Here is a 23,035-nt window from a genome sequence, read left to right as displayed (position 1 = left end):
GATAAAAGCCCTGACTACAACGAGGAATTAGACAAACTAATCAATCAATCTTAAATGGACAAATTTTTTAAATGGTTTTTAAAAGCCAAAACAAAAATAGCTATATGGGCAACTCCTATAGTACTACTTTTTTACTTTGACGATAAGATACACTTCAGAGATAGGGTGTATTACTTCTTCATTGCCTTTTTTAAAAGCATTCCCTTGTTGATGCTGTACTCGTATTTCTCTATGTGGAAAGACAAAAACGAGTTCTTTTACGCAGGTATATGTACAGCATTATTACTGAATGCTTTGGTAGGGGGGGTATATCATTTTAAGACAGGAACGTTTGACATCAAGGAATTTCTTGTCAAGAATACAGAAATGGTATTTATTATAGTTGCTGTATATATTTCCTTATCCTTGCTTAATATTCCTCTTGATGAATCTGAAATGGGTAAGATATTTAAAAGCGTAGTACAACTCACCACATTACTATATCCAGTCAGTAAAATCCTAAAGAACGCATTTATCCTTACAAATGGGAAGTTTCCTCCTCAATTCGTTATGAAAGCTCTCTATAACTATGAGCGAGAGGGCAAATTAAAAGATTTCTTTGACGAAATCAATGGAACAAAAACAAGTGAACCTAAAACAGAAGACCATGAACCAAACACAGATTAATTTTATCAAAACCTATAAGCATTATGCTTTGGAAACAGAGCGTAAGACGGGTATATCGGCACTTTTTATCCTCGCTCAGGCAGGTTTGGAGAGTGGTTGGGGTAAGAGCGTGCCAGGGAATATGTTTTTTGGAGTAAAAGCTACTAAAAACACTCCCAATGAGAAAAAACAACTCCTAAGAACTACAGAGGTGCTCACAACGCCTAACGAAAAGAGCAAATTCCCTGAAGTGATTAGTATCACCAAACGTACAGACGGCAAATACTTGTATATCGTACGAGATTGGTTTATGAAGTATGAGACCCCTGAGGAGTGTTTCACAGACCACACTAATTTCTTTTTCAAAAACAAGCGATATACTAAAGCGTTGCTTGTAAAAGCAGACCCTTATAAGTTTGCCGAGGAAGTAGCAAAGGCAGGCTATGCCACTGCTCCGAACTATGCTGATAGCCTTAAAGCACTAATTAAAGAAATTGAAAAAGTAAAATAAATCATTATGACAGAAGTAAAAGAACTAAAAAAAGAGTATGAAAGCCTACTCGTTAAAGTAGAACAATTGCCACGTACAAGAGAACTATCCCTTGTTATTACGAAGTTGGAAGAGGGTCTTATGTGGCTTGAGAAGTCAATCAAAAAAAATCAAAGCAATGTATGAGAAAGAAATTGTACTTACTATTAGCTCTTATGGTGCTTTTCGGTTGCAGGAGCAAAAAAATAAACCGAACCGAGCTGAAAGAAGAGCAAAAAACCGAAAGAAAGGAGCTAAAAGACAGTGCTACACGGGTAGAAAAGTCCCAAAAGGTCGCTACTTTTGAGCTTCAGCAATCCCAATCCTATGAAATCTCTCTTGAAAGTGATAGGGATAGTGTTGGCAATGCTAAGGATCTCTATTTTACTCGTATGAGAGATGGCACAAATGAAGCCCTCGTTATAAGAGGAGGTAAGGCAACCATACATATAAACCAAAACAACAACCAAGCCCTTACCCAAGAGGATACTATTACGCAAGAAAGCACTATTACAAGCCAGCAACAAGCCACCATCGTACAGGAGCATCGGCAAACCACAAAATCGCAAAAACAAGTTAGCGCCCTACCTTGGTGGCTTATAGCAAGCACATTACTCTTAGGATTGATAATATTTATTAGGTTCAAACGCTGATTAGCGTGCCACGCCTCAGCAATGGGGCGTTTTTTTACATTTAAAACAGATTATTATGAACAACAATAATGGAAGTATAGACTTTGAAGCCCACTTGCGCCTTGAGAAATTAGAGGAAGGTGTAAAAGAAATGGAGAAAATGCTCAATGACTCAATGAAAAGCTCCCAAAAAGAGACAGACAAGCTCCAGCAGTCTATTAATAACCTTGCCAAAGGAGCAATGGCTTTCTTTACGCTTTCACAAGCAAAAGCTTTTGTTAGCCAAGTAATTGAAGTCCGCTCCCAATTTCAACAGCTTGAAATATCCTTTGGCACTATGCTAAAGAGCAAGGAGAAAGCTAATGCCTTAATGGCACAAATGGCAGACCTTGCATCTAAAACTCCTTTCGGATTAGAAGAAGTATCTGAAGGGGCTAAGCGCTTACTTGCTTTTCAAGTTCCTGCCCAAGAAGTAACGGAAACGCTTAGGCGTATGGGTGATGTAGCAGCTGGATTGGGAGTGCCTATGGGGCAACTCATACACGTGTACGGACAAGTCAAAGCGCAAGGCAAGCTAATGACTAATGACTTGTATCAGTTCATGAATGCAGGTATTCCTATTATTGCTGAATTGAGTAAGGTTGTAGGTAAGAGCGAAACTGAAATAAAGGATATGGTTTCAGCGGGTAAAATAGGATTTCCAGAAGTACAAGCGGTTATAAAGAATATGACCAATGAGGGCGGGTTATTCTTTAACCTAATGGCAGAGCAAAGTAAGTCATTAGGAGGGCAAATATCCAACCTTGGGGATAGCTTTGACCAAATGCTAAATGAGATAGGAAAAGCATCTGAAGGGTATATATCTGGGGCTATTCAAGGGGTTTCTTTCTTGGTAGAAAACTATCAAACATTAGGCAAGGTAATAGCGGGGCTTATAGCTACTTACGGAACATATAGGACAGCGGTATTAGTCAATATTGCTCTTACCAAAGGATGGTCTATAGCTACTAAGGAAGATGCTATTGCAAAAGGTATTCAGACTGCTGCTACTAAAGCTCAAACTATAGCTACTGCTGCCTTAAACACCGTAATGAAAGCCAATCCTTATGTATTGGTGGCTTCTGCTGTTGTTGCATTAGGATTTGCTATGTGGGCATTGAAGGATAATACAGATGCAAATACAAGAGCTACTGAACGGCATAACAAATTGCGGGAGGAACAAGCAAATATCATAGATAAACAGAAGAAGAATATAAATGATTTGATTTCAGTTGTACAAGATGAAACTAAGACTTGGGAACAGAGAAATACTGCTTTCTTAATGCTGAAAAGTACAATGAAAGGAGTTTTTGACCAATATACCTCTCTAAATGACTTATTGAGGAATATGGCTAAAGCCCTAAAAGATGTCAATGGTGAGTTTGCTGTTATGGACGAAAGTATGTCCAGAGATGCTGTTAATAAGACTGAAAAAGGTATCAAGGCAAAAGAAGCTGAAATAAAACGATTAGAGGAACTACAAAAAAAGGTAGATAGTACTGCCGCTTTAGGTATTCAACGAAGCATTGATAATTTAAAAAGTCAAATCAAGGAAGATAATATTTTAAAAGGAAAGCAGGAAAAAGTTGTCGTTGGTTTTGATGTAAATAATTTCGCCAATTCTCTCAATGGAATGAACGCTTCTCAATTAGAAGAGACCAAACAGAAAATATATGAAGCATTCAATAGAAAAAAGAGTGTAAGTACAAAAAACCAATGGAAATTCACAGATGCAAATAATCCTTTTCTAAATTATTCCCTTGAAGATTTAGGGCGTTTCAATCAGGCTTATAAGGAACATATAAAGATGATAGAGCAAGAAAAAACAAAAACAACAGATGTAATTGCTCTCCGAAAAGAAATATTAACCTTAGAGAAAGAAATAGAAGCCATAGAGAAAAGGAATAAAAATAGTAAAAGTGTATCAGATAAAGCTCAAAAAGAATTAGAGGAAAAAAGAGCATCCTTAGAGACAAAGAAGAAAGAATACAAAGGACTAACTGGAGATGATTTAAAGGCAAAATCTTCTTCTAAATCGAAATCTGAGCGCCCTACTTTTGACCAAGAAGCACACCTATTACAGACCACACGACTTGCCATAGATAACGAATTAGCCCAGCAGAAAGCGAATATCGAGCAAATGCAGGAAGGCTATGAAAAGGAATTAGCCCTCGTACGTTATTATTATGATGAAAAGGTAGAGGCTATTCGTAGAGGGGGTGAGGATGCACGTATTGCCTTAGAAAAAGAGCGTGCGGATAGCAAAGGATTAATGAGTGATGCTACTTATAATGCTCATCTTAATGCAATCAATGAGAATGAAATCATAGCTAATGAGCAAAATAGCACCCTCAAAATACAACAGGAGCAAAAGTTGTTAGATGGATTGTTGGAGAAGTATCAAACCTATACTGACCAGCGTAAAGCTATTGAGGAGAAGTACAACGCTGATATAGCCGCATTACAAGCTAAGTTAGGTGCAGATGCTCCACAAGTGAAGAAAGCGCAAGACGAAAAAGCTCGTGAGCTTAAGAAGCTGGATATACTCTACAAGAAAGAGGGTACAGCGATTGCTAAATTGTTCGACAACCTACGCAAAAAGACTGTCAAAGAGATACGCCAAACCATTACAGATGCGGAAGCCGAGATTGACGCTTTGGCAAAAGTGCTTAATATGGACGATAATGCTAATGTAGAGTTTATAACAAATCTCCGCCAGCAGTTGGAACAAGCAAGAGACACAGCTGATCGTGGTGATACAGTATTTGGGAGGCTTGGTAAAAACATTCAGGGGTTATTTAAGTTTAAACCCAATACGATAGAATGGAAAGAAGCACTACAAGGCGTTCTTTCAGATGCTCAGTCAATCACTGGTGAGTTTGGACAGTTAGGACAAGAATTTGAAAAGCTTGGACAGAGTACGGGGAATGAGAGCTTAAAGAGGATAGGACAAACTATGCAAACTGTAAGCAATACCTTAAATCGAACTTTATCAATGACACAAGCAGGCGCACAGATGGGAGGGGGTATTGGTGCTGCAATAGGTGCTGTAGTAGGACTTATAACTTCTGGATTTGAGATGTATTTCAAAAACGAATTGGAAGCTGAAAAGAAACGTTATGAGATAGCAAAATCTAAGATTGCTCAACAGAATGAATACAATAGATTACTTTTTGAAGAAAAAATGCTTCATAAGGAAAATATATCTGTATTTGGGAAAAAGGAACTTGCCATTGCTAACGATAATTTAAAAGAATATATCAATCAGAGGAGTGAGTTAAAGAAGCGAATGAGTGAAAATTTATACAGTAATAAAGCTATAACAGTAGCTAATGGTACTTATTCGACAGGATGGGGTATTTTTGAAAAGGAAGGTACTGTTTGGGATAATCTTATAGATGTATTTCCTCAGCTAATTGACAAAGCAGGAGAGTTTGATGCTACTGTTGCAAAAAGTATTATAGATTCAAAAGAGCTATATGGGGATGGGAAAGAAAGATTAAAGGGACTTATTGAACAATATGAACGTGCGCAAGAAGCTCAAAAACAATTTGATGAATATGTAAAAAATACTTTTGGAGAACTTGGTACTTCTGTGATTGATAGTGTTTATAATGCTCTTCAAAAAGGAGAAGATGCTTTTGAGAGTTTTGCTAAATCGGTAGGTAATGTAATAGGAAAATTAGGAAAACAATTAGCTTACGAACTTTTTATTGCAGACCATTTTAAAAGGTTACAGGAAAAAATAACACAAGCAGGAAAGAATAATAATGGTAGCGAGGATTTTGCTCGACAATCCTCTCAGATTGTGAGTGAATTTGGTAACGCAATGAAAAGTAAGGTTTCTGAAATGGAGACATTCCTTAAACAGTGGAATGAGATGGGTAAAGCTAACGGATTTGAGTTTCTAAATGAACAAAATCGCCAAGCTACTGAGAAAGGTTTTGCAAGAATGAGCCAAGATACAGGAGAGGAACTCAACGGGCAATTCCGATTACAGACCCAACTAAGTGCTGAGATAAAGAATGCAGCATTACAGACTGCAAACTTCATCAGGGAAATGAACCAATTTATGCAAAGTAATGCTGCTCAGCAATTGAGACACCTTGCAGGAATTGAAGCTAATACTTATAAACTCCATAAGATAGAAACAGATATAGCTAATATGAAAACAGGTATTAGTGAGATCACAACTAAAGGCATTAAAATAAGGTCATAATAAAAGCCCCAATCAAGGGGCTTTTCTATTTAACCTTCTTATATGTATGTGTATCGTCTGATATTTTTTTTATTGTTTTTCCATAATCTGTTACTTCTTCATATATACGTCTAATCTCTATATCATTTTTATTGTCTTCATCACAAAGGTTAAAAATTTTCCCATTTAACTCATAGGAACACTTCTTTTCTTTCATCTCAAAAGAATATTTGAAATATTTTTTTGTCTGTGTTGCGTAGCTTATAAAGTAATACACTTTATAATTCCAATAAGAATATTCATCTTCTTTTATTAGACGACTCGAAAAAGATTCAAAAAAACTTTTACCATTTTTTGAAATAAGATAATCATTTTTTGAAAAACCAAAATTGTAAGTTGCAAGACCATCCGAATATTTGTATTCTCCTACTAACCAATCAGGTACATTCAGTTTATATTGGCTAAAATCTTCTTTATCCTCACTCTTAGAGCACCCCAAAGCGATTAGCCCTATAATAAGCAATAGTACTTTTTTCATTTGTTATATGTTTAATTTATTAGTTTTTATTATATTGTATCAGGAAATTCTTTTATATCTGGGATTGTTTGTTGATTTATTTGCCTTTTCAATATCTGACTTTTTCTATATTCTTCTGCTTCCGCAAGTTTTGTAAATTCTACTTTAGCACCTAATTTCTTTGCTTCCTCCTCTATACGATCTAATGATACATTGAAAAATTCTCTTTTATAATTAGTCATATTTACACGTTCATTTGCAAATACATTATGTAATTTTGATTCCAATTCAGGAGCATTTTCAGAGAATATCATAGCGTGAATATCGAAAGGGAAAGGAACGCTTGCGTCTCCCAATTCTTTTACTCTTTCTGTGGGTTCAAGCCTACGAGTCATTCCTATTTTATAAACATCATCTCCAAAAGCCCCTATATTAGAAATAACATATACATACCCCATTTTCGTTTGTTGAGCCATTGATATAGCTTTTTGCTTCAATGTTTCTACACCTATAAGCCCCGCCTCAAGTTCCGCTATCCTTTGTAATAATTCCTCTTGCTTTTTACCAACAGCAGTACCTATTTCCTTTCTTGCTTTTTCGAGAGCTTTTATATACATTATCTCTTCCTTTTCCGCTTTTATTCTTGCAGCTTCGAGTTCTCTTTCTACCCGCTCCTCTTCTCTCATTTGTTCTCTAATAGCTCTTTGCTCTTCCTTCTCTTCTTGCAGTTTTTTCTTATATTCATAAGTGAGCTGTAATTCCCAAGTCTTATATTCTTTATAGATTTCTGAAATTGATATTCCTTGATCTTTATATACTTTATTGATAGCTTCAAACGATTTATTTAATCGTTCTTCCATTTTTTTTATGTTATTCCAATCTACATTAGCAATAAAACTATCTGTTTCACCGTTAAAAGCACGTAACATCAATTGCTTTTCTCTTTTTACCATTGCTTGCCCTTTTGAAAGGCTACCATTCCAAGTGATAGTATCTCCTCCATTTACTGCACTACCTTCCTTTATCATAGCTTTAGCCTCATTCCTATAAAAAAGAATTTTTTGTTTATATTCCTCAGATGTTTCAAAACTGAAATGAGGCTGATAAACTCCATATTCCGCCAGTTCCAAGTCATCTTCAAAAATACTTATTTTCTTTTTTAATTCTTCATAAGTTGCAAGGGCTTTATGATAATGAAATCTGAGATTTTCATATTCTTTAGATATATTAATCTTGTCTTGCTCTAGTTTTTCTATTTGGCTTTCTATATCTGTTAATGGTAAATATTTAGACAAAGAATTGTTTTTAGCCTCCAACTCCTTTACTCTATTCTCCAATTCTTTTATCCTATCAAACTCTTTCTTTTTTAAGAAATCAAAAAGACCCATAAGTAAGTATTTTTTATCAAATTTTATTATTCAAGGAAATTATTGTTATTAATGAATTTTAATAGTCTGTAACAAGAGTCTCTTTTAGGAGCAATATCATCCAAACCATCAAATAGTATTCATTATTAAATTAGGTACAAAATTAAGAAATTATAAAGAAATACGAAAGAAATTTAACGTTTAAAAAATAACACAGGTTTTTAAAAAGGAATGTTGATAACTTAGTTAGAAAATTATATACAATTTCAAATAAAAATTATATATTTGCACTTATCAAAAACCTAACGAAAATGAAAGTTAATCACTCACAGCTTACCCTTGCCAGAGAGTATAGGGGGCTCACACAAACGGAATTGTCAAAAGCAGTGACAGGGCTTTCACAATCTAACTTATCCAAGTTTGAAAAAGGACTTGGAGGACTTTCTGATGAACTTTTAGAGAAAATATTTGAGACTCTCAATTTTCCTAAAGAGTTCTTTGCAAAAAAGATAAATATTGACTTAGAGATAGCGAATTATCGCAAAAAATCATCTATATCAAAGACACTCCTACAGGACTTTGAGACTTCGTGTAAGTTTATAGGCTGTCTAATAGATGAAATGGCTGATTCTGTGGAATATCCCGATTTTTCTTTAGTAACATTAGACTTAGAAGAGGGATATACCCCTGAAAAAGCAGCTATATTTACAAGGAAAAATTTTAGAATAGCGCCTGATGAACCTATACACGATATTTTTAAGGTGATAGAGAACAAAGGAATTATTATATACGAACTCAATACCGATGAAAAGTTTGACGGGATCTCATTTTTTACTCCTAAAGGGTTTGCGGTTATAGTTATAAATAAACGTTTTACCAATGATAGGAAACGATTTACATTAGCTCACGAGTTAGGCCACTTGGTTATGCACTGCTCTGCTGATTTTCCTATACCTATTAGCAGAAATAAAGAGCAAGAAGCTAATGATTTTGCTTCGGAATTTCTAATGCCAAAAAGTGCTATAATAAAGTCTTTGGGAAATCTCAAGGTGTCTGCTCTTAGTGCTTTGAAAAACTATTGGTTGGTCTCAAAGGCTGCTATCGTCAGACGAGCATACTCATTAGGGGCAATAAATAAGGATAGATACCAATTTCTTAATGTTGAGTTGAGCAGGAGTGGAGAGAAGAAAAAAGAAAAAGATACTGTTTCCATTGATTATCCTCAAGTATTTAGCACATCTGTAGGTTTGCACCTAAAGGAGCTTGGTTATACTGAGAATGAGCTTGCGAGAGCATTCTCGCTTCCCCTTGATATTATACAAAAATATCTTCTGCAACAACCTTTTGCGGTTATAAAACCTAAACTTAAAGTAGTTACAGAATAAAGAAAGCCCCTTGATTGGGGCTTTTTCTATATCTCTATTTTCAGCTGTTTAAGCATTTCCCTCTCTTTTTTAGCCTTATTGACCTGATATATAGCGGTGGTATTCTTGTTGGTATGTGAAGCCAGAAGCATAGCCGTATCACTATCCAAATTATCAAGCATATAGTGTTTGAGAGCGTAAAAGTCAGCATCAACACCAAGTTTATCCTTTACATTTCGTTTCCAGAAACGTGTTACAATCTCTGTATGTCCCATTTTCTTACTGGGTACGAAGTTCAAGGAAAATAGGTAATCATCAGGACTTTGACACTCCTCACATACTTCACACCAATATTCCAATGCAGGGCTAAGTATCACCTTAGTACATCGTTTATACTGTCCGCCTTTTTCAAGGAGTATAACAAACTCCTGCTTATCCAAATCTACATCTTTGCGCTGTAGTCTGAAAAGCTCTGTGTTACGTGCTCCTGAGTAGAGGAATATCATCATATAACGATAAAAATCAGGATAATGCTCTTCTAAATGTTCCTTTACCTTGTCTAATTCACTTTTTTCAAGCACAAGGCGGGGTTCTTTGAAAGTCTTTTTAGGGTATATATCCCTTGTAATATTACTCTCGCAGCACTCATACTCTATAAGCTCTCGATACAGACTTGAGAAGTAAATCACGAATCTGTTATAATACTTATCAGGGAGTTGTAGCCAGTCAAGCATACGCTTTAAATCCACACGTCGCAAGTCTTTAACCTTAATGTTCTGCATTTCGAGAACCTCACTAGCCTTTTCTAATCTATCTATAGCGCATTTTATGTTATAAAGGTGTGATTTAGTGCCTGATTTTATCTCCAAGGCACGCCTATATGCCTCAATGAAATGCAAATCAGGATATAACCCCTCCTTTTGTAGATGCATATACTTCCTAATGATAGGATTATATCCATCATTAAGTTGTTTGGGGATATTTTTGAGAAGAAAAGAAATCATTTCTTTTCGCTCCTCTATAGTGTTAGGTCTATTAGCCTTTTTACGATAGGGAAAGCCTTTAGGATACTTCTTTTCATAGCGAGGGTCAAAGAAAGTACATTGCACATACCATTCTTTGTCTAAATCTTTTTTAGTAGCTTTTTGCCAATTGGCAGGAGACACCCAAAATTCGGTGTAGCTACATCCTTCAAAAGTTTTTGTAACCATAATCTGTAATTTTTTTCATTGTCGATTACCTTGCCGATTTTGAAAGAATTACAGACGAAAATACACGATAAAAATAAAGGTAACGCGTTGAGTGGAAGAGCGTTACCATATTGTGACCTCGACAGGATTCAAACCTGTAACCTTCTGAGCCGTAATCAGATGCGCTATTCAGTTGCGCCACGAGGCCTGTTGATTATTTCGGTGCAAAGATACGACTTTTTTGCAAACCTACAAATATTTTTTTTAATTTTATTTTATTTTTTTTGTAACTAATTAAAAACAAATATTTTATGCTCTCATAATTTTTGCACCTATGGCTTGTAATCTCTCCTCAATGCGCTCATATCCTCTATCTATCTGCTCTATATTGTGAATAGTTGAGATCCCTTTCGCTGATAAAGCCGCTATTAATAGGGCTATTCCTGCTCGGATATCTGGAGAAGTCATTGTAGTGGCACGTAGCTGAGATCTAAAATCGTTCCCTATTACTACTGCTCTATGGGGATCACAAAGGATAATTTTTGCTCCCATATCTATAAGTTTATCAACAAAAAACAAACGACTCTCGAACATTTTCTGGTGAATCAGCACCTCTCCTCTGGCCTGTATGGCTGTAACAAGAATAATACTCAAAAGATCTGGGGTAAATCCTGGCCAAGGAGCATCACTAATAGTTAGAATAGAACCGTCTATAAAAGTCTGTATCTCATACCCTTGGGTATGCGCTGGAATATAAATATCCTCTCCCCTACGCTCCAAAGAGATTCCCAATCGCTCAAATACAGAAGGGATAATCCCTAAGTGCTCCCAGCCTGCATCTTTGATTGTTAATTCACTCTGAGTCATAGCTGCCATTCCTATCCAGCTACCTATTTCTATCATATCAGGTAGTATTTGGTGGGTACAACCATTAAGCTTATCTACTCCTTGGATAATCAATTTATTAGAGCCCACCCCTTGTATGTTAGCCCCCATTTGGTTTAGCATCTTACAGAGTTGTTGAAGATAGGGTTCGCAAGCTGCATTATAAAGCGTGGTAGTTCCTTTGGCCAGAGAAGCAGCCATTACAATATTAGCTGTCCCTGTAACAGAAGCCTCATCTAAGAGAATATCATTCCCTTCCAATTTTTGTGCTGTAACAGTATAAAAATGACTCTCTTGAGTATAGGTAAAAGTAGCTCCCAAACTCACAAAACCATCAAAGTGAGTATCCAATCGCCTACGTCCTATCTTATCTCCTCCTGGCTTGGGGATTCCTCCATAACCAAAACGAGCCAATAAAGGTCCCACTATAAGAATAGATCCCCTAAGAGCTTGGCTTTGTTTGGCAAATTCTGGAGTAGAAAGATAATCTATATTAATCTCATCTGCTTGGAATGAGTAAGAACCTTTACCCAATTTCTGTATCTTTACTCCTAAATTTTCTAATAAACCAATAAGTTTATTGACATCTAATATATTAGGAATGTTATGAATGGTTACCTTCTCATCTGTAAGAAGAACTGCACAAAGCACCTGTAAAGCTTCATTCTTAGCTCCTTGAGGGGTAATACTACCACTTAACCTATGTCCTCCTTCTATCTTAAAACTTTCCATAATACTATCTCTTTTTAGTGTATTGAGGAGAATTATTATTATTCTTTCCGTTAGAAAATTTTTTCCTAGTGGCTACAGTATTTTTCTTTTGATAATGCTTAGGCTGTGTATTCAGGTTCTCCTCATAGTTAGTTAAGTCTATCTTCTGATCACTCAATTCATACAAATGTTGGAAGATAACGCTATCCTCTACAGTCTCCTTATTCCAAGTTAGAAAACATTTTTTCATATGATTAGCGATGGTAAACTTAAGGGCTGTTTTAAGTTCTCCCTCCTCCCAATTTTTACAAACTTCAATCATTTTAAGGATATTATTCCCATAGAAACGATATTTGGGATGTTGCTGAGGGGGAATTAATCGTTCGGGCTTAGGTGTGATACTTTCCTGAGTAGGCTTCTCAAAGGGTGAATCTACATCTATTTGGAAATTAGACATTTTAAAGAGCTGATCCCATAATTTATGCTGAAAATCAGGGACATCTCTCAGATGAGGATTCATATTCCCCATAATAGCAATAATGGCTTTTGCTGTATTATTACGTAATTCTCTATCAGAAATTTTGGTAGCTGCCTCTATCATTTTTTGAATATGCCTACCATACTCAGGAATAATTAAGGGGTTTCTCTCTGTATTGTATTCTAGTTCTAATGACTCCATTCTATTTCTATTCATTGTTTAAAGATAAGTGGGTACAAAGGTAATATTTTTAAAAGAATATTTACCCTATCATTTTATTAATTATTCAGATTTCTTTGAAGGCATCAATAACTTGATAAGAATAGGAGCAGTAGTAATCAGTACAATAAAGAGAACTATATACTCCAGATGCTTTTTCAGATCTATCCCAAACTGTTCTATAAATAATTTATCTAGATAGTGTCCCATAAAAACTAGAGAGAAAGACCAAGCTATAGCCCCTATGATATTGTAAAACATAAATTTCCCCTTAGTCATTCCTACAATCCCTGCAACAATAGGAGCAAAAGTACGTACAATAGGTAAAAAACGTGCTGCTATTACAGCCACAGCTCCGTGAGTTTCATAGAAATCGTGAGCTTTTTGTAAGTATTTTTTCTTAAAGAAGAAAGAATCTTCTCTATGATAAAGACTATCTCCACTTCTTCTTCCAAACCAGTAACTAACCATATTTCCTATAATGGCAGCCAATGCTATAGAGGATGCTATAATAGTTGTATCCAATAAATCACTCCCTGTAATTCCAAAAGTATCCTTCACCATAGTAACTGCATAAATTCCTGATATAAAAAGAAGACTATCCCCTGGAAGGAAAAATCCTACAAATAAGCCTGTTTCAGCAAAAATAATGAATAATACGAGCCAGTAGCCTCCTAACTTAATATAAAACTCAGGATTTACAAGATCCTTCCAGCTTTCAAAGTGTTCCATTTGCTTTTAATAATTAGTGTTTTTTGACAATTCTTGTGTATGATTGGAAAATACTTTGGGATATTTTTTCTCAAAATGAGGCAGCCATTCCCTAGCCTTATCCATCGCTACAGAGAGGTAAAAATTCTTCTCTGTAGGTTGTTCCAGATAGAAATAAGCTACTGCCGTTTGGTAATAAGGTATCGCTTCTGCTGGATAAAGCTGTAATGTACTGAGCGATTGTATAAGTGCTTGCTGGTAATGCTTCTCGAGAAGGAGAAGGTCAGTAAGTTCATTACGTATTTCTACAGAATAATCCCCTAATTCTATAGCCTGCTGATAGATTTGTATAGCCTCAGAATAAGCTCCTACGTGTGCATATATCTCAGCACAACGCTTTAAATAAGAAGGATTATCTCCTTCATTAATCAGTACTTTTGAGACATATTTTTGAGCTTTTTCATAATCATCCTCCCGAGCATAATAATCCACTAAAGCCAGCCAAGCCTTGCTAGATTGCGGGTCTTCATGGACAGCCTTAAAGTAATATTGCTCAGCAGTAGAGCGTTCTCCTATCTTTTCATAACAGATAGCAATTCGTAAATAGGCAAAAGAAGAAGGATCGTCTAAAGAAAGTGTAATCTTATAGTTATCAATCGCTTCTGGATAACGCTTAAGCCGTTCTAGCACCTTTCCTTTTTCAAAATAAGCCCCTGTAAAAGTATCATCACTGATAATTGCATAATCAAAGGCTTCAAGAGCTGCAGGAAGATTATTCTGCATTACATACTGCTGTCCTAAGCTATGCCAGGCGACTTCACAATAAGGATTTTTATCAAGAAAACTTGTCAGAAAGCGAATAGCCTGCTCGTTTTCTTTAAGAAAATCATAGCAATGTAAGAGTTGCTGAAGTGAAAAATAATCATCAGGATCCTGAGCTAGACATTTTTTAAAGTGCCTTTTAGCCAAAGCATATTGCTCCATATACACATACTCCATTGCTATAAGAGAATGTATATCAGAGACTTCCTCTGTGAAAGAGGTAGCGTATTCAAGAAGTTCAACGGCTTTGGAATGATTATTTTTTTTTGAGTACAGATTGGCTCGCTGTACATACACCTCTGAGTTATAAGGTTCTATGGCGATAATCTCATCTAGGATTTCTCCAGCTTGGTGGAGATTATCTTCATATATAAGTACCTCTACTTGGAATAGTCGCAAAGTTGTATCAGAAGGATGCTGTTCTAGTGCTATTTCTATAGCCTGCTTTGCCTTAGAAAATTTGCTGTTCTCTAGGTAATAAAGTATAATATCTTCAAACTGGTAAGTATCAAAGAAAATCATTCTATGTTCGCTAAGAATTGCCTCAAACCGAGTAACAATCTCTAAGCGTTCGTCTTGTTTTGGAAACATTTCTAGTATTAGATGCTTGCATTTTTCAAACCGCGAAGTTACAACTTTTTGGCTGAAGAAATCAAGGTTTGGGGATAACTTTTGAAATTGTTAATAACTTTGTCAAAACCCATATGGGTTTTGACAAAGTTTCTTCTAAAATCATAACCATTTCACCAATGGGAAATCCTGACGATGCGGTAGCAAATCGTGCTTAGGATATACCCGCAAGGCTATCATAAATACACCTGCATCCTCTGTTACTGAGGTAATCTTATATGTAGCTATACGATTGGAGAAATCAACCAATTTGGCTTGGATAAGCTGATGAATCTTCACTTGTTCTTCTTCCATTTGAGTAACTACTAGTTCTAATCCTATATCCTCAGGAGTCAACTCACTTAAGTAGAGCTGAATGGTGCTCTCGTAGGTATTCCCTAAAGAGATAAGCTGGTTATTCTTATGAGGAGTAGCTGTTTTCTCTATACGTATATGTGCCCATTCTTGGCGAACTTTTTTCTTCCACTGAGAGAGAGCAATTGCTTTCTCAAAATGATTTGCCCTAATAAGAGCTGAACGCTTCTGTTGAGGATAGTAATATTGCTTTTCATAATCACAGAGCATTCGGTAAGTAGTGAAACGAGAAGCCACTTTAGCAATAGTATTTTTGATATAACTGCACCATTCTATAGATATACCTTTCTCATTTTTGTTATAGAAAGCAGGAGCTATTTGGTCTTCTATAATATTATAGATAAGCTCTGCATCTAATTCATTCTGATAGGCTTGGTTTTCATAAGTACGTTTCTGAGGAAGAGCCCAACCCGCATCTGGGCGATAACCCTCTACCCACCAACCATCCAGCACACTAAAGTGCATCACTCCATTCATTGCTGCTTTCTCACCACTGGTTCCAGAAGCTTCTTGAGGACGTGTAGGGGTATTCATCCATACATCCACTCCTTGTATAAGGGTACGTGCCAAATCCATATCATAGTTAGGTAAGAAAAGAATCTTCCCTAAGAAACGAGGTTGCTTGGATATTTCCACAATATGCTTGATGAGGTCTTGTCCTGCCTTATCTGCTGGGTGTGCTTTCCCTGCAAATACAAACTGTACAGGACGTTGAGGATTATTCACAATAGCATCCAGCCTATCAAGGTTGGTAAATAATAAATGGGCTCGCTTATAGGTGGCAAAACGTCGTGCAAAACCAATGGTAAGGACATCATCACGAAGATTATCAGAAACCTCCACAATTTCACGAGGGGTAAAATAAGAGATATTCTGAGAATCCTGTAAGCTATTCTTAACCCGTTCTACAAGTTTAGAGCGAAGTGCATTCTTTATCTGGAAAACTTTCTCATCGGGTAGGTTATAGATTCCCTCAAAAGAAGCTTCTGTATAGTAATCATTAGCTTCTTTCTTAAAATATTTCTGTTCTGCTTCTTTCCACAATGGGGCTGTCCAAGTAGGCTGATGCACTCCATTAGTCACATAGCTAATATGGAGTTCCTCTGGGAAATAACCTTTCCACATATCCTTAAAGATATCTCGGCTTACTTCTCCATGAAGCATACTTACTCCATTGACTTCCTGAGAGAGATTAGCCGCTAAGAAGCTCATCGAAAATTTCTCAGAAGGATTATGTACATCTATCTTTCCTAGGGCAAGAATCTGTTCCCAATTCACGTGTAAATTTTCAGTATAGTTCCCTATGAAAGTTCTTAGCATAGATTCCTCAAAGAAATCGTGTCCTGCGGGAACAGGTGTGTGAGTGGTGAATAGAGAAGAAGCTCGCACTACTTCCACCGCCTCTGAGAAAGAGAGATGGAATTCATTAATAAATTTGTTCAGGCGCTCCAAACCAATAAGTGCCGCGTGTCCTTCATTACAATGATAAATATCAGACGAAATACCTAACTTTCGAAGCATCTTGATACCCCCTAAGCCCAGAAGCATCTCCTGCTTGAGTCGGTTCTCCCAATTTCCACCATATAAGTGATAGGTTACAGAGCGATCTTCTTCATTATTATCCTCAAAATCAGTATCTAACAAATAAAGTTCTATACGACCTACATCCACTCTCCATACACGTGCGTGGAGGGTACGCCCAGGTAAGTCTAAAGAGATTTGTAGCCATTTTCCGTATTCATCAGTTACTGGAGTAGCTGGAATTTTAGAGAAATCCTGTGCTTCATATTCAGATTCTTGGTCTCCAAAGGCAGAAAGCTTCTGTGTGAAATATCCATAACGATAAAGGAGCCCAACCCCTGTAATCTTTGTTGCTTTATCACTAGCTTCTTTTAAATAATCTCCTGCAAGAACGCCTAATCCTCCTGAATAAATCTTAAGAGAGGAATGTAGCCCAAATTCCATACTGAAATAAGCAATGGAGGGGCTCACCATTTCCTTTTTCTTTTCCATATAAGAAAGGAAATCGGCATATACCTTTTCCAAACGTTGCATAAACTGTTCATCCTCCTCAAGGGCTTTGAACTCACTTACGGAAATCGTATCCAAGAGCATAATAGGATTCTTATGCACTCGGTGCCATTCTTCGGGATTGATACTTTTGAACAATTGTTCTGCTTCTTCGTTCCAAGACCACCATAGGTTCTTGGCAAGTTCTTCTAAAGCTTTGAGCTTTTCAGGAGTAGAGCGGTGTACGATTACACTACGCCAATAAGGAGTATTAATCGCCTTATCTTGTTCTATATAAGAGGTGGTTTCCATATCTGTAATAGGGAGGTTTTCTATTCGTTTTTCAATTACTAAGAGGGTTTGTGTATAGGCTCGCTGATAATAGGTAATAAATTGTTCCCATAAGGCAGCTCGCCCTATCTGTTGCGCATCTTCCCATAAGGCTTCATATTCATTAGGGAGAAGTGTAGCTATTTTTTCTATCTGTCTTACAACTCCAGTAACTACTTCTTCATAGTTATGATCATCTCGTTCTAGTACTTCCAAAGCGGTATGCTCTGTAGGGAATTTGGCTTTTGCCCACGTACCAAATCCTGCTAAGGTAGTTGTTATGGTAGGGATTCCAAAGCAAAGACTCTCCAAAGGAGTATATCCCCAAGGCTCATAATAGGATGGGAATATGGTAAGATCCAGCCCTGTAAGAAGCTCATAGTAAGTCATATTAAATACCCCATCATTTCCAAAGAGATAACTAGGGCAATACACAACTTTCACCTTATCCTCTGGTAAGTTAAAGAGTTGAGCTTCCTTAAGCTTAGAGAGGATAATATTCTCGTATTCATTTTGAATATAGTGAGTTACATAGAGTTGTTCGCCTTGATTAGGGGCTTGGTGTTCCGAAGGAATAAGGATAAAAGCAACTACTTCTTTCTGGAAATTACCATCTAAGTTAAGCTTTCGTAATGCTTCAATAAAAACATCTATCCCTTTGTTTCTGAATTCATTACGACCACTAATTCCTACAAAGAAAGGTTTCTTGTGATAAGCCTCTCCTGTGAGGGTACGAGCTACCTGCAAAAGCTTATCGGTTGCTTTGGCTCTTTTGGAAAGAAAATCTGCCTTAAGAGCCAAATGATCTTTATCAAAGCCATTAGGAGTAATTACCTCTGGAGTACGATGTAGGAATTGGATACATTCCTTAGCTGTAATATCACTTACTGTAGTGAATATATCAGCATTCTGTGTAGCTTTTTCTTCAAGAAAGTGCTTGTGATGTACTCCAAAACGATAAGCTAGCTCTGAGGGATTGTAATCATTAAGATAATTATAGAGAGACCAACCATTCCCTGCAATAGAACGCCCTAATACAGTAGCGTGGGTGGTAAATATTGTTCCTACCTGAGGAAGCTGATGCTTCAAATAGAGTAAGGTAGTTCCTGTCATCCATTCGTGACAATGAACGATACTACGTTCACGAGAGCCTACCTGAAAATGAATAAAACTCTCTAGGACTTTTGCTACAGCATAGCCAAAAAGTACAGACTCAGTATATTCCCAAGAGGCTCCGAGAGAATCCAACTGTTGGATATCCCAATAATAGGTAAGAATATCATCTTTTTGAGAAATATATTGAGAGAAATCTACCAGAATGGCAATGGGTTTCCCCTTGATATTCCAATAACCTGTACGCACTTGTAATCCCTCTGCCCTTGCCTTACTCTGCCAAGAAGAAAAAAGAGTTTCATCTGGCACAAATTCGGGGTTTTCCTTGTGTTGCCACACATCAGGACCTAGGGTGATATATCGCCGTCCTAAGGACTCTTGTAAGAGAGATGCGCGGGTGGCTAGCACTGTATGTATCCCTCCTATCTTGTTGGCTACTTCCCAACTTACTTCAAATAGATAATCTGGTGTCATTGTATGGACTTTCTCTTCCATTATTATGGATTTTATATCAATTTGCAAATATACGGATTTTTTAGCGTAAAATCAAGAATAAAACAGGAATTTTTTTTTATATTTTTCTCTCAAATCGGTCATAGTTTGTCTTTTTAGAGTTGTATCTTTGCCCATAAATTTTAGAGTTTTATATGCTTTATCTAGACGACTTGCGTCCTACTCCTGAGGGATTTGAGCGAGTGTATAGCTATGAAGAATTTGTAGCTTATCTTCAGCAACACGGCTTGCCTGAATTTATCTCGTTTGACCACGATTTGGGTGAAGATTTTTCAGGCTATGACTGTGCTAAGTACTTAGTAGAGTACTGCTTAGCACACCAGCTCTCCTTGCCTGACTATAAAGTGCATAGCCAAAACCCTGTGGGGAAGGAAAATATAGAACAACTATTAGAGAATTTTAGGAAATATAGTAAAAAATAAAATTTTCTTTTTTACCCAGTCACAGTTTGTCCTTTTAGAATTGTATTTTTGTAACCAAAAAGAAAGGACATTCATAAATTATAAATTTTTATAGGCAAAAAGGAAATACATATCATAAAAATTTTCTATATTTGTCGTATAAGATTAAAAAACCACTTCAAAATGGAAGATTCTAAGTATCCTGAATTAAAGGAAAAAGTATTAAAAGAACTTTATAATACTTATGTCATACCTCCTTATCAACGACCCTATAAATGGCATAAAGAACACGTTCTTCAGCTGCTTGATGACTTGTATGAAAATATCTATATTGGTAAGCGAACCTACCGAGTAGGAACTCTTATTATTCATCAAGATGAAAATGGCAATCATAATATTGTAGATGGACAACAACGCCTAACGACCCTTTCACTTATTTTATATTATTTAGGTGAAAAAGATAAGCTACTTCAGAACCAAGAATATAGCAATGAGATTTCTAAAAATAATCTCATCTATAATTATGAGCAAATCAAACAATGGTTTGGTGCTAAGAGATTAGAAATAAATGAAGAAATGTTTTTAAACGAGTTAAAAGATAAATGTGAGTTTGTTGTTATTACAGTATATCGTCAAGATGAAGCTTTTCAGCTATTTGACACTCAAAACTCAAGGGGTAAAGAACTTTATCCACACGACCTATTAAAAGCTTTTCACTTAAGAGAAATGGATAAAGATGGTTATACAGATAAAGAAATAGAACAATACGTCATCAAATGGGAAGATTATCTCCTCAAGGAAAACAATCCTTTACTTGATATCCTCAATAATCATCTCTATAGAATACGAAAATGGGTAAAAGGAGATCCTAAATATTCATTTTATAAGTCAGATCTAAACGAATTTAAGGGTATAAGCCTTTATAAAAAAACAAAATACAACTATGAACAACCTCTAAGGATATTAGATAAGACAATATCTTCAATATCTCACAATTTTGGTATCACTCAAACTTATCCTTTTCAGATAGATATGCGTATTATCAACGGACGAAATTTCTTTGACTACGTATTTCATTATATTGAGTTAAAGAAACAATTGCTTGAAGGTAATGAGATTTTTGAAAAATTCTATCAAGAAAGATGTCTTGAATATTGGGGTTCTTGGAGAGTAGGTGATGTAAAGGTAAGAAATCTTTTTGAGAATATTTGTTTACTTTTTGTAGATAGATTTAACCTTGAAGCTTTCAATGAAAGTGTCTATTATAAAGAATTTTACAAGAATGTATATCGACTACGATTAGAGAATAAAGCAATATCAGAAAACAGTATTTTAAACCACTACAAAGCCTTTCGTTTCTTTAAGTCTATTCCTAAGAGTTATTCACCAGAGGAACTAAAAATAGATTTATTTTGTAATTATATTCCTAAAGGAGAGTGGAATGAAAATGAATATGTAAAGGGAGTAAAACCTATTTTTGATTTTTTAACCCATAAAGACAATGACGAATAATAAAGAAATAAAAAAAGCCATAACAATAAAAGAAGTTTTAAGTAACGACTCTTATATTATCCCTATTTATCAACGAAATTACGAATGGGAACAACCTCAAATAGAGCGTCTTATTAAAGATGTTAACAGTATAGAAGAGAACGAACGATATTATTTGGGTACTTTAGTTACCTTTAAAAGAGATGATGGGAGTTATGAACTTGTGGATGGGCAACAGCGTCATACCACCCTAAATCTTATCAAAGCTGTTTTAGATAAAAAGACTTCCTTTAATCTTAGATTTCAAGCACGCTCTGAGTGTGAACTATTTTTTAGAGAGCTTTCTAAAGGTATAGATAGCCTACCTGAAATTCCTGAAACAAAAAACCTAAAGCTAAGGCAAGGCATTGAGATTATTAAAAGTGTTCTCAATGATATCAAAGATAAAGAAGCATTTAGGAAGAAGTTTTTTAAACAAACTCATATTTTTAGAACAGAATTACCTAAAGAAACTGAGTTAAATCATTATTTTGAAATAATGAACAATCGTGGCGAGCAGTTGGAGAAACACGAGATACTCAAAGCACAACTGATGAATCAAATAGATGATTCTCATAAAGAAGTTTTTGCTCAAGTGTGGGAGGCTTGTTCTTTTATGGGAGACTATATTTGGAATAATGGGATTCCTAAAGAATTATTAGAGAAAGAGGAGCTCTCCTTTGATGATATTGTTTCTTCACTTGGAAAAGATGAGAGTAATGAAAATAATCAGTCTCAAACAATAGCAGCACTTTTAGAAAAGGGTGTAGAAACACTTCCTAAAGGATTTAAGCAGGGAGAAGAAAGCAAAACGTATGATTATCGTTCTGTATTAGAGTTTCCTACTTTTTTACTTTATATATATCATCTTATAAATCCTGATAAAGAGATTTCATTTGATGATAAAAAACTTTTAGAGACATTTAAAGACTATAAAAATGCAAAAACTTTTATTGTTGCCTTACTCAAATATAGAATCTATTTTGACAAGTATGTTATTAAAAATAGTCTATTATTAAATGAAAAGGAAAGCAATTGGAGGATAAGCGGATATGAATTTGATAAAGAAGAAATAGAAACAAATGAAATTGCTGATGAAGAGAGAAAAATAGAAATGTTACAAACGATGTTCTATTATGCGACGGTTTCTAACGACAAAAAGGATTGGCTCTTGAGTTTATTAAGAGATAAGGTGGAAGAGAAAGACTTATATAGTGTTTTGAAGTCCGAATTAGAAAAAGAAATTAAAGATATCTCATTAGGAGAAGTTTCCTTTTGGTCAGTTTCTACTAAGACATTCTATTACTTTGAGTATATGCTTTGGGAGGTCTATTACGACTATGTGAGAGGGAAAGATAAAATAGATAGTCCTGAAACAATAAAATCTATTTCCAATAAAATGGAGAAAGTTAGAGACTATTTCAATAAATTCTATTTCAGACAATTGCCTTCTAAGGAGCATTTATTACCACAGAATAAAATTTCAACTATTGAGGTAGATAAAACGTTACCTCCTGACAAACAAGATGAGGAGCGAGAGAAAATACTCCATAGTTTTGGAAACCTTTGCTTAATCAGTAACTCTGAAAATTCATCAGCTAATAAAGAACATCCTGAGTACAAAAAGAAATCATTTTATAATAATACAAGTCTTAAAAGACTGATGATGTTTGAGACATTCTCGGGAAATGAATGGAATATTCAAGAAATTAAACAACATCAAGAAGAAATGGAAGCTCTTTTGAAATTTTATCAGTCTTCTAAAGAATAAACCTTCTCCCCCTCCCCACTCCTAAAAAAGTGGGGATATTTTTTCAAAAAACACCACCCTCGGTCATAATTTGTCT

At 35.7% G+C, this 23,035-nt stretch carries 17 protein-coding genes and 1 tRNA gene; 9 read left to right on the top strand and 9 right to left on the bottom strand.

The genetic code is table 11. The features are described from left to right. Positions 1-54 precede the first annotated feature (54 nt). Genes RYK20_RS03820 through RYK20_RS03800 form a run of 5 tightly spaced genes read left to right on the top strand, consistent with a single transcriptional unit; the run spans position 55 to position 6,064 of the window. Positions 55-666 (top strand): hypothetical protein, encoded by a 612-nt coding sequence (locus tag RYK20_RS03820; protein ID WP_314894480.1) that lies wholly within the window; start codon positions 55-57, stop codon positions 664-666. Continuing rightward, positions 647-1,156: a glucosaminidase domain-containing protein gene (locus tag RYK20_RS03815; RefSeq protein ID WP_314894479.1), complete on the top strand. Its 510-nt coding sequence runs from the start codon at positions 647-649 to the stop codon at positions 1,154-1,156. The genes RYK20_RS03820 and RYK20_RS03815 overlap by 20 nt, the downstream gene beginning before the upstream one ends. 6 nt (positions 1,157-1,162) lie before the next feature. Next, positions 1,163-1,321, top strand: coding sequence for a hypothetical protein (locus RYK20_RS03810; RefSeq protein WP_314894478.1), 159 nt, complete (start codon positions 1,163-1,165; stop codon positions 1,319-1,321). After that, the gene (locus tag RYK20_RS03805) at positions 1,318-1,827 is read left to right on the top strand and encodes a hypothetical protein (protein WP_314894477.1); all 510 of its coding nucleotides are present in this window, start codon (positions 1,318-1,320) and stop codon (positions 1,825-1,827) included. Before RYK20_RS03810 ends, RYK20_RS03805 begins: the two co-directional genes overlap by 4 nt. A gap of 55 nt (positions 1,828-1,882) precedes the next feature. After that, entirely contained in the window at positions 1,883-6,064 is a 4,182-nt protein-coding gene (locus tag RYK20_RS03800; RefSeq protein ID WP_314894476.1) for a tape measure protein, read from the top strand. A 25-nt stretch (positions 6,065-6,089) separates the two neighbouring features. Here RYK20_RS03800 and RYK20_RS03795 read toward each other — a convergent pair whose 3' ends face one another. Both RYK20_RS03795 and RYK20_RS03790 read right to left on the bottom strand, forming a co-directional pair. Continuing rightward, positions 6,090-6,581: a hypothetical protein gene (locus RYK20_RS03795; protein WP_314894475.1), complete on the bottom strand. Its 492-nt coding sequence runs from the start codon at positions 6,579-6,581 to the stop codon at positions 6,090-6,092. A 29-nt stretch (positions 6,582-6,610) separates the two neighbouring features. Then, positions 6,611-7,876: a DUF4041 domain-containing protein gene (locus RYK20_RS03790; RefSeq protein ID WP_314894474.1), complete on the bottom strand. Its 1,266-nt coding sequence runs from the start codon at positions 7,874-7,876 to the stop codon at positions 6,611-6,613. Between the two features lie 362 nt (positions 7,877-8,238). On the opposite strand from RYK20_RS03790, the gene RYK20_RS03785 reads away from it, so the two are divergent. Further along, on the top strand, positions 8,239-9,312 hold the full coding sequence (locus tag RYK20_RS03785) for an XRE family transcriptional regulator (RefSeq protein WP_314894473.1): 1,074 nt from the start codon (positions 8,239-8,241) through the stop codon (positions 9,310-9,312). Positions 9,313-9,338: 26 nt separating this feature from the next. Here RYK20_RS03785 and RYK20_RS03780 read toward each other — a convergent pair whose 3' ends face one another. From RYK20_RS03780 to glgP, 7 genes are all read right to left on the bottom strand, one after another. Next, positions 9,339-10,502, bottom strand: coding sequence for a tyrosine-type recombinase/integrase (locus RYK20_RS03780; RefSeq protein WP_314894472.1), 1,164 nt, complete (start codon positions 10,500-10,502; stop codon positions 9,339-9,341). 113 nt (positions 10,503-10,615) lie between these two features. Beyond that, positions 10,616-10,689: transfer RNA gene (locus RYK20_RS03775), tRNA-Arg, on the bottom strand. A gap of 101 nt (positions 10,690-10,790) precedes the next feature. Then, complete coding sequence (gene murA / locus RYK20_RS03770; RefSeq protein WP_314894471.1) at positions 10,791-12,098, bottom strand: UDP-N-acetylglucosamine 1-carboxyvinyltransferase; 1,308 nt, start codon at positions 12,096-12,098, stop codon at positions 10,791-10,793. Between the two features lie 4 nt (positions 12,099-12,102). Continuing rightward, positions 12,103-12,756, bottom strand: coding sequence for a DUF4290 domain-containing protein (locus RYK20_RS03765; RefSeq protein WP_314894481.1), 654 nt, complete (start codon positions 12,754-12,756; stop codon positions 12,103-12,105). Between the two features lie 81 nt (positions 12,757-12,837). Further along, positions 12,838-13,506, bottom strand: coding sequence for a DedA family protein (locus tag RYK20_RS03760; RefSeq protein ID WP_297979889.1), 669 nt, complete (start codon positions 13,504-13,506; stop codon positions 12,838-12,840). Between the two features lie 6 nt (positions 13,507-13,512). Further along, positions 13,513-14,898, bottom strand: coding sequence for a tetratricopeptide repeat protein (locus RYK20_RS03755; protein ID WP_314894470.1), 1,386 nt, complete (start codon positions 14,896-14,898; stop codon positions 13,513-13,515). A gap of 141 nt (positions 14,899-15,039) precedes the next feature. Then, positions 15,040-19,239 carry an alpha-glucan family phosphorylase gene (gene glgP, locus RYK20_RS03750; RefSeq protein ID WP_314894469.1) on the bottom strand — a complete coding sequence of 1,400 codons (4,200 nt, stop codon included), beginning with the start codon at positions 19,237-19,239 and terminating at the stop codon, positions 15,040-15,042. A gap of 152 nt (positions 19,240-19,391) precedes the next feature. On the opposite strand from glgP, the gene RYK20_RS03745 reads away from it, so the two are divergent. The 3 genes from RYK20_RS03745 to RYK20_RS03735 all read left to right on the top strand — a co-directional run bounded on the left by RYK20_RS03745 (position 19,392) and on the right by RYK20_RS03735 (position 22,959). After that, complete coding sequence (locus tag RYK20_RS03745) at positions 19,392-19,679, top strand: cyclic-phosphate processing receiver domain-containing protein (protein WP_314894468.1); 288 nt, start codon at positions 19,392-19,394, stop codon at positions 19,677-19,679. A 162-nt stretch (positions 19,680-19,841) separates the two neighbouring features. Next, a complete protein-coding gene (locus RYK20_RS03740) occupies positions 19,842-21,170 on the top strand; it encodes a DUF262 domain-containing protein (RefSeq protein WP_314894467.1) in 1,329 nt (442 codons plus the stop codon). Continuing rightward, positions 21,160-22,959: a DUF262 domain-containing HNH endonuclease family protein gene (locus RYK20_RS03735; protein ID WP_314894466.1), complete on the top strand. Its 1,800-nt coding sequence runs from the start codon at positions 21,160-21,162 to the stop codon at positions 22,957-22,959. Before RYK20_RS03740 ends, RYK20_RS03735 begins: the two co-directional genes overlap by 11 nt. Positions 22,960-23,035 lie beyond the last annotated feature (76 nt).

The sequence above is a fragment of the uncultured Capnocytophaga sp. genome, from assembly GCF_963525585.1.
Lineage (GTDB): Bacteria > Bacteroidota > Bacteroidia > Flavobacteriales > Flavobacteriaceae > Capnocytophaga.
This window is presented reverse-complemented; position numbering and strand designations above follow the sequence as displayed.

Coding starts and splice junctions, on each gene's coding strand:
- RYK20_RS03735 (WP_314894466.1), top strand. CDS start 21,160: ATGACGAATAATAAAGAAATAAAAAAAGCCATAACAATAAAAGAAGTT.
- RYK20_RS03800 (WP_314894476.1), top strand. CDS start 1,883: ATGAACAACAATAATGGAAGTATAGACTTTGAAGCCCACTTGCGCCTT.
- RYK20_RS03745 (WP_314894468.1), top strand. CDS start 19,392: ATGCTTTATCTAGACGACTTGCGTCCTACTCCTGAGGGATTTGAGCGA.
- RYK20_RS03740 (WP_314894467.1), top strand. CDS start 19,842: ATGGAAGATTCTAAGTATCCTGAATTAAAGGAAAAAGTATTAAAAGAA.
- murA (WP_314894471.1), bottom strand. CDS start 12,098: ATGGAAAGTTTTAAGATAGAAGGAGGACATAGGTTAAGTGGTAGTATT.
- RYK20_RS03755 (WP_314894470.1), bottom strand. CDS start 14,898: ATGTTTCCAAAACAAGACGAACGCTTAGAGATTGTTACTCGGTTTGAG.
- RYK20_RS03785 (WP_314894473.1), top strand. CDS start 8,239: ATGAAAGTTAATCACTCACAGCTTACCCTTGCCAGAGAGTATAGGGGG.
- RYK20_RS03765 (WP_314894481.1), bottom strand. CDS start 12,756: ATGGAGTCATTAGAACTAGAATACAATACAGAGAGAAACCCCTTAATT.
- RYK20_RS03780 (WP_314894472.1), bottom strand. CDS start 10,502: ATGGTTACAAAAACTTTTGAAGGATGTAGCTACACCGAATTTTGGGTG.
- glgP (WP_314894469.1), bottom strand. CDS start 19,239: ATGGAAGAGAAAGTCCATACAATGACACCAGATTATCTATTTGAAGTA.
- RYK20_RS03815 (WP_314894479.1), top strand. CDS start 647: ATGAACCAAACACAGATTAATTTTATCAAAACCTATAAGCATTATGCT.
- RYK20_RS03795 (WP_314894475.1), bottom strand. CDS start 6,581: ATGAAAAAAGTACTATTGCTTATTATAGGGCTAATCGCTTTGGGGTGC.
- RYK20_RS03760 (WP_297979889.1), bottom strand. CDS start 13,506: ATGGAACACTTTGAAAGCTGGAAGGATCTTGTAAATCCTGAGTTTTAT.
- RYK20_RS03820 (WP_314894480.1), top strand. CDS start 55: ATGGACAAATTTTTTAAATGGTTTTTAAAAGCCAAAACAAAAATAGCT.
- RYK20_RS03805 (WP_314894477.1), top strand. CDS start 1,318: ATGAGAAAGAAATTGTACTTACTATTAGCTCTTATGGTGCTTTTCGGT.
- RYK20_RS03810 (WP_314894478.1), top strand. CDS start 1,163: ATGACAGAAGTAAAAGAACTAAAAAAAGAGTATGAAAGCCTACTCGTT.